Source organism: Bacteroidia bacterium (assembly GCA_025056095.1).
Taxonomy (GTDB): domain Bacteria; phylum Bacteroidota; class Bacteroidia; order JANWVE01; family JANWVE01; genus JANWVE01.
This window is the reverse complement of sequence record JANWVW010000144.1, coordinates 1-7,114: the sequence shown is the minus strand read 5'-3', so window position 1 is coordinate 7,114 and position 7,114 is coordinate 1. Positions and strand designations below refer to the sequence as shown.

Sequence of the window (7,114 nt, the reverse complement as noted above, 5' to 3'; positions counted from 1 at the left end):
GCCGTAGGAGACGACTACGTAGATAGGCAACAGGTGTAAAGGTAGTAATACCAAAGCCGAGTTGTACTAATTGCTCGAAGCTTGCTTTGAGGTTCTATCTCTCTTTTGCTTGTCAGTAACTTTTTAAGGGTGCAGATAGTGAGGGTGTTCACCTCTTCCCATTCCGAACAGAGTCGTTAAGCCCCTCTGCGCCGATGATACTGCTAACGCGGGAAAGTAGGTAAGCGCCCAAAAAAAATTGAAACAAAAGCACAACCGCTTATGTTGTGCTTTTGTTTTTTAGTACCTACATAAACTCTGAATTTCTACGCAATAGCTTTCGAGCACGTTATTTGGTAATAGTTGGTAATGATTGAATGACAGTACATGCTTTGCCCATGCCAACGTAGCTATAGTCTGCCCTGCATTCTCTGTATAGAAGCGTAGATTCTACCTGTACAGTCGCATTTTTACCTTGTTGTAAGCTTGAAATACAGGGGGTTGCAGCCTAAACCTTATATAAATTGTAGCGAAATGATTATTTCGGAGATTCCTTGCGTGAGGCATGCGAAGGGCGTGCGTCAGCACGGTGCGTAGCGAAGCGAAGCACCGAAGCGTTAGCGTAGCCCGTAGCACGCCGACCTTGTGGGCATGAGCGCAAGCGAAACGCCCACAAGGGCACGCCCAAAAAATTAAAAAATGATTAAAAAAATAATAATTCTGCATCCCTTTGCTTAACCGCATGGATAATTTTTTGAACTGGTACAGGATAAGCAAAAGCCTCAATTTGATGAGCATCTATCCAATGACATTTTTCACACAACAAAATATCCTCACTTTTTACTCTGTAATGAAACCAAGTAATATGCAACACAAAATGAGTAAAAACATGTTTGAGATAGCCTTTTCTAAGGTACTTATCAGAAAAATTAAAATTCAAACTCTGCTCCAAAGTGTTAGGAATTTCATACAAATTTGCCCATATACCTTTTTCTGCTCGCTTACGAATGAGAATTTGTCCGTGTTCGTTTTCTATGTAGTAAAAATGGGCAGTTTTATGGGGCTTGGCTTCTTTTTGCGTTTTGACCGGTAATTTCATTACTGCTTGATGAGTATATGCGTAGCATATATCCTTCATGATGCAACGATGACAATCAGGATTTTTGGGGACACACTGTATGGCCCCAAACTCCATCATGGCTTGATTATGTGCCGCAGGACTGTCAAAATTTAAAAGAGAATCCGCATAGTTCTGAAAGACTTTTTTCTGCTTTATATCTGCTTGTATGCCCAAACAACGTGCTAACACACGCTGAACATTGCCATCTACTACGGCTACAGGTTGATTGTAAGCAAATGAAGCAATTGCTGCAGCAGTATAATCTCCGATGCCTTTGAGTTGTCTGATTTCTTTGAAAGTAGTAGGAAATTGTCCTTGGTAATGCTCCACAATCCATTTTGCAGTGTAGTGCATGTTTTTAGCCCGTGAGTAATAACCTAGCCCTTGCCAAAGTTTCATTATTTCATCTTCGGGTGCATTGGCTAGATCATGTATCGTAGGATACTTTTCAATAAATTTGAGGTAGTATGGCAGCCCTTGCACTACACGGGTTTGCTGTAAAATTATCTCCGATAGCCAAATTAAATAAGGATCTTGCGTTTTTCGCCAAGGTAAATCTCTTTTATGCTTTTCAAACCATGTCAATAACCGCTGCTGAAATATTTCTTTCATTTGTAACGGTCAGGCTGCTTTTCTGCTTATTTAATAAAATTTGAGTTGAGTTCAGTTCCTTAAATAGTAATTCTGTGTTGAAGAGAACGCCCTAAGGTAGTTTCATCTACGTACTCTAATTCTCCGCCCACGGGAATACCTCTAGATATTGTAGTTATCTTGATATCGCTACGAACCGCATGAATTTGCTTAGCAGCATAATGAAGTGTGGTATCTCCTTCTATGGTTGCATTTAGGGCAAATATTACTTCTGTAATTGGTTCTTGTTGAACTCTTTGTATAAGTTGATTAAGTGTAATTTTATCTGGTCCTACACCTGCCATGGGGTCAATTAGCCCACCTAAAACATGATACAAACCTGTATAAAAATGAGTGTTTTCAATGGCTAACACGTCTTGAACATCTTTAACTACACACAATAGGTTTGCGTTTCGGTTGGAATTTAGACAAATATTGCACAGTTCGCTATCTGCTACGTTGTAGCACTTCTTACAAAGTTGTGCTTTGGATTTAAGAGATAGAATGCTTTCGGCAATAGGTTTTACAAACTCTTCGGGCTGCCGAAGCAAAAACAAAGTCAGGCGCAGAGCAGTTTTTTTTCCTATGCCTGGTAATTTGGAAAATTGCTGTACTGCTTCTTCTATAACTTTAGACGGATAATTCACTTTACAAAAATACTCAAAAGCGCAATACGCTTTATTCTATTTCAACTTCTTTTCCTTTCTTTGGTTTTGCAAGGTTAGCAGAGGCTTGTTCGGTATTAGCAAGTTTTTCTTTTATTTTTCTTTCAAGTTCTGCCATCAATTCAGGGTTATCTTCTATGAGATTTCTTACTGTGTCTCTACCTTGCCCAAGTTTTTCGCCATTATAGCTAAACCATGATCCTGACTTTTGAATGATATTGAGATCTACACCCATGTCTAAAATTTCACCTGCTTTGGAAATACCTTTACCGTAGATGATATCAAATTCAGCAGTGCGAAAAGGAGGGGCTACTTTGTTTTTTACAATTCTAACTTTGGTACGATTACCCATTGTATCCTCACCATCTTTGATGGCTGTAGATCTGCGTACATCTATACGCACAGAAGCATAGTATTTGAGGGCATTACCGCCTGTAGTAGTTTCAGTATTACCGAAGGTTACACCAATTTTTTCTCTAAGTTGGTTGATAAAAATGCATACGCAGTTTGTTTTACTAATTGCAGAGGTTAGTTTGCGCAAGGCTTGGGACATCAAGCGGGCATGCATACCAAGTTTAGCATCACCCATTTCGCCATCAATTTCTGCTTTTGGTACAAGAGCTGCCACGGAATCTATCACAATTACGTCAATAGCGCTGGAACGAATAAGTCCTTCGGCTATCTCCAAAGCTTGCTCACCATTATCAGGCTGCGATACATACAAATTATCTGTGTCTATACCTAGCTTTATTGCATACTGTCTATCAAAAGCATGTTCAGCGTCAATAAAAGCAGCTATGCCGCCCATTTTTTGTGCCTCTGCAATTACATGTAAAGCCAAAGTAGTTTTACCTGAGGCTTCAGGTCCAAAAATTTCTACAATTCTACCCCTTGGTAAGCCGCCAACTCCTAACGCCAAATCTACCCCTAAGGACCCAGTAGGAATGACATCTATATCTGTCATACCTTGATCGCTGAGCCTCATTATAACCCCTTTGCCGTGTTCTTTTTCTAGTCGCTCAATGGTATTTTGCAGCATTTTGAGCTTTTCTGTACGTTCATTTTTATCTGACATACGTTTTAAATTTTTTCAAAAATACACAGAAAGAGACACTATTACAACTTTTTGCAAAAAAATATAGAACTTTTTGATAATCACAACGTAGGCTGTCCTTTTTTCCAATTGCAAGGTGTAAGGGTGTTTGTTTGTAGAGCATCCAAAGTACGAAGTACTTCCTCTATATTCCTGCCTACGATGATGTGGTTAACACTAACCCAACGAATAATCCCTTCTGGATCAACAATAAAAGTGGCACGCATAGCTACTTCATCTCTTCCTGTTAATATACCTAACTGACTACACAACTTTTTAGCATGGTCTGAAAGCATCGGAAATTTGAGATTCTTCAGCCCATCGTGATACTTACGCCAAGCTAAATGTACCGTAGCTGTATCTGTGCTTGCTCCGTAAAGTAACGCATTACGTTCTACAAATTCTTCGTACTTTTCGTTAAAACCTATAATTTCGGTAGGGCATAAACTGCTGAAATCGTAAGGCCAAAAGAATATAACCATCCATTTACCTTGCTCTATATGAGCTTGTAAAGAAATAGTTGCGAACTCCTTTCCACTTTCTGTGGATACACATGCAGGAAGTTCTATTTGAGGAAATTTATCACCTACTGTAAGCATATATCTTTGTTAGCGTGTATAAAAGCAAAAAAGTTCATTGTTCAAAAGTACAAATTTACATTTTATGTTGAACACAACTGATTGTCAAATAATCTCTATATTTGTTGGTATGAATATGGCTTGGAATGTATTGGTTTCTTTGTACTACAAAGAGCCTTATTTACCACTTTTAAGAGTTTTATCAGAAAAAGGAGCTTGTTTTTATTCTACGGGGGGAACAGCTAGCTTTTTACGACAATACTCTCAACAAGTATTTGACGTAGAGCAGCTAACAGGCTATCCCTCTATTTTGGGAGGGCGTGTAAAAACTTTACATCCAAAAATATTTGGCGGCATACTTGCCCGCGCACATCATTTACAAGACCAAAACGAACTTCGTCAATTTGATATACCTTATTTTGATATTGTTATCGTAGATATTTATCCGTTTGAGGAAACAATTTCACACACTACAAATTTAGAAGAGATTATTGAAAAAATAGATATAGGGGGAGTTTCACTTATCAGAGCCGCAGCTAAAAACTTTGAACGCACAACAGTAATTGCTCATCCCCAAGATGCATCTGTTTTAGCTGAATTGATACAAAATGAGCAAGAAATAACTTATTCTATTCGCAAAAAATTCGCTAAAAATGCTTTTGCTATCACATCTGCTTATGATAATGCTATTTTCAATTGGTTCGCAAATACAGAAGCAGAGATAAGTGCCCCTGTTTCGTTTGTACATTCCACTTCATTAAGATATGGAGAAAATCCTCACCAAAAAGCAGTATTTTATGGAAAGATAGAAGAAAATTTCATTCAGCTTAGTGGCAAAGAACTTTCATACAACAACTTATTAGACATTGACCAAGCCATTGAATTGATAGATGAATTTCAAGAAAACGAAGTAACATGTGCTATTATCAAGCATACTAACCCTTGTGGAATAGCTACACGGGCAAACCTAGCCTTAGCATGGAAAGATGCCTTAGCTTGCGATCCCCTATCTGCTTTTGGAGGAATTATTGTTACAAATAAAACTATTGATAAAGAAACTGCTTCACTAATGGATAAAATGTTTTTTGAAGTGCTCATATCCCCTGGTTTTGACTCGGAAGCACTGCAAATTTTATCTGGCAAAAAAAATCGCATTTTGTTGCAGAGAAAACCCTGTTCACATCGTAAAGTACAATTTAAAAGTATACTTAATGGAATTTTAGTCCAAGAAAAAGATGTAGGATTGTACCAAGATTGGAAGCTAGTATCTACACGTGAATTACCCGAGTACCTCAAAAATGATGTTATCTTTGGACTTAAAGTAGTGAAGCATCTTAAATCAAATGCAATCGCAATTATCAAAAACGAGCAGTTGATAGGTTCAGGAGTTGGGCAAACTTCCCGAGTAGATGCTCTTAAACAAGCTATTCACAAACTTAAAGTAATGGGATTTACAACTAAGGATGCTGTATTGGTATCTGATGGTTTCTTTCCATTTTCAGATAGTGTAGAGATAGCTCATCAAGCAGGAATTGAATACATTGTACAACCTGGTGGCTCTTTACGCGATAAAGATAGTATTGACTATTGCAACACAAACAACTTGTGCATGATATTTACAAACATGCGGCATTTTAAGCACTAATTCAGAATTTATCTTCATTTAATTTTTGTTAATTACTTGTGTTCTTTGTATTTTTACTTATATGATTAGACTAAAGCTGCTTTTGATAAGTTTTTGGGGAATATCTTGTACTTTTGAGGTACAGGCGCAGCATTTAGTCAGTATTTATGGCAAAACTATAAAGGCTGATGGTTTCACTGAATTATCACAGGTAATAGTTCGTGGTAAAGCAGGCATAATAGGTAAAAGCGATGAAAACGGCTTTTTTAGTGTAGTTACCAGTAGCAACGATAGTTTAATTTTAGAACATATTGGCTACTTACCTATACGAACTAGCGTAAAGCGAATCATGCGCAGTGATACTACTACTGTTCTATATCATGTATTTATGTTTGTACCTACTAGCTACACTACAAAAGAAGTCAAAATTTACAGTTATACTCGTGAGGAGTTGGTACAAGCTTTCTTAAAGATGCGTACAGACAGTATTTTTGACCGTTATGCTATGGACATAGAAAAAGTATTACTTTTAGGTTACAAAGATGAGCATACGCGCATAGATATGGTAGAGTACATGCTTCGTAATCCAAACCAATTCAGGAACTTTACTATATCTGATTATAGGGGAGTAGTTTATACCGTTGGTCCATCGGCAGGTATTCCTGTGAGTTTTGCTCGCAAACCCAAACCTTATTCCAAAAAGTGGTAACTACGCTATGATAGTAATTGACCAAGTTATTTTGTCAGATGACATAAAAGAAAAGTATTTTCAATGCCAATTAGAAAAATGTAAGGGAAGTTGCTGCGTACAAGGCGATAGAGGAGCGCCATTAGAAAAACAAGAGCTAGATATTTTGACGCAAATCTATCCTAGAATTGAACCTTACCTATCTCAAAGAAGCAAAGAAACTATTGCGCAGAAAGGGCTTTTTGAGTTTGATGAAAAGGAAAATGATTACACTACTACTACAAACGGATATCAAGAGGAGTGTGTATTTGCCGTATTAGATGAAAGCGGAATTTGGAAGTGTGCTATTGAAAAAGCGTATTTAGATGGAAAAATAGAATTTCAAAAACCTATCTCGTGCCATTTGTATCCTGTTCGAGTAACGCATGTAAACGGAACGGACTTGCTCAATTATGAACGATGGGAAATATGTAGCCCTGCTTGTAGATATGGAGAGCAAAAGCAAATACCTCTTTATAGATTTATCCAAGATGCTCTGATAAGAAAATATGGAAAAGAATGGTTTAATAAACTACTTTCTGAATGTCAAAAGTAATATATTTGCGATTATGGCAAAACACACTTTAATTATATTAGTTTTAATTTTAGCAAATGTACGCTTTTCGTTATCTCAGGAACAGCCAAGTATTGCCGATAAAGTGATTATCCGACTACCTGACGACCCATTGAACCTCAAT

Annotated in this window: 8 protein-coding genes and 2 rRNA genes; 5 read left to right on the top strand and 5 right to left on the bottom strand. The window is 37.5% G+C overall.

Translation table 11 applies throughout. The features are described 5' to 3' along the window. A 23S ribosomal RNA gene (locus NZ519_10165) occupies window positions 1-89 on the top strand; the annotation flags it as partial. 36 nt (window positions 90-125) lie between these two features. After that, a 5S ribosomal RNA gene (gene rrf, locus NZ519_10160) occupies window positions 126-233 on the top strand. A 284-nt stretch (window positions 234-517) separates the two neighbouring features. Here the strand turns inward: rrf and NZ519_10155 are convergent. The 5 genes from NZ519_10155 to NZ519_10135 form a co-directional block, all read right to left on the bottom strand. After that, entirely contained in the window at window positions 518-667 is a 150-nt protein-coding gene (locus NZ519_10155; protein MCS7029111.1) for a hypothetical protein, read from the bottom strand. A 15-nt stretch (window positions 668-682) separates the two neighbouring features. Beyond that, on the bottom strand, window positions 683-1,711 hold the full coding sequence (gene mutY, locus NZ519_10150) for an A/G-specific adenine glycosylase (GenBank protein ID MCS7029110.1): 1,029 nt from the start codon (window positions 1,709-1,711) through the stop codon (window positions 683-685). A gap of 59 nt (window positions 1,712-1,770) precedes the next feature. Continuing rightward, window positions 1,771-2,376, bottom strand: coding sequence for a recombination mediator RecR (gene recR, locus NZ519_10145; GenBank protein ID MCS7029109.1), 606 nt, complete (start codon window positions 2,374-2,376; stop codon window positions 1,771-1,773). Between the two features lie 31 nt (window positions 2,377-2,407). Continuing rightward, window positions 2,408-3,469, bottom strand: a complete 1,062-nt coding sequence (recA, locus tag NZ519_10140) for a recombinase RecA (GenBank protein ID MCS7029108.1) — start codon at window positions 3,467-3,469, stop codon at window positions 2,408-2,410. Window positions 3,470-3,549: 80 nt separating this feature from the next. Next, window positions 3,550-4,086 carry a peroxiredoxin gene (locus tag NZ519_10135; protein ID MCS7029107.1) on the bottom strand — a complete coding sequence of 179 codons (537 nt, stop codon included), beginning with the start codon at window positions 4,084-4,086 and terminating at the stop codon, window positions 3,550-3,552. Between the two features lie 109 nt (window positions 4,087-4,195). Here NZ519_10135 and purH point away from each other — a divergent pair, with 109 nt between their 5' ends. From purH to NZ519_10120, 3 genes are all read left to right on the top strand, one after another. Beyond that, a complete protein-coding gene (gene purH / locus NZ519_10130) occupies window positions 4,196-5,710 on the top strand; it encodes a bifunctional phosphoribosylaminoimidazolecarboxamide formyltransferase/IMP cyclohydrolase (GenBank protein MCS7029106.1) in 1,515 nt (504 codons plus the stop codon). Between the two features lie 61 nt (window positions 5,711-5,771). Further along, window positions 5,772-6,398: a hypothetical protein gene (locus NZ519_10125; protein MCS7029105.1), complete on the top strand. Its 627-nt coding sequence runs from the start codon at window positions 5,772-5,774 to the stop codon at window positions 6,396-6,398. A gap of 7 nt (window positions 6,399-6,405) precedes the next feature. After that, the gene (locus NZ519_10120; GenBank protein ID MCS7029104.1) at window positions 6,406-6,972 is read left to right on the top strand and encodes a DUF3109 family protein; all 567 of its coding nucleotides are present in this window, start codon (window positions 6,406-6,408) and stop codon (window positions 6,970-6,972) included. The last annotated feature ends 142 nt before the right edge of the window (window positions 6,973-7,114 follow it).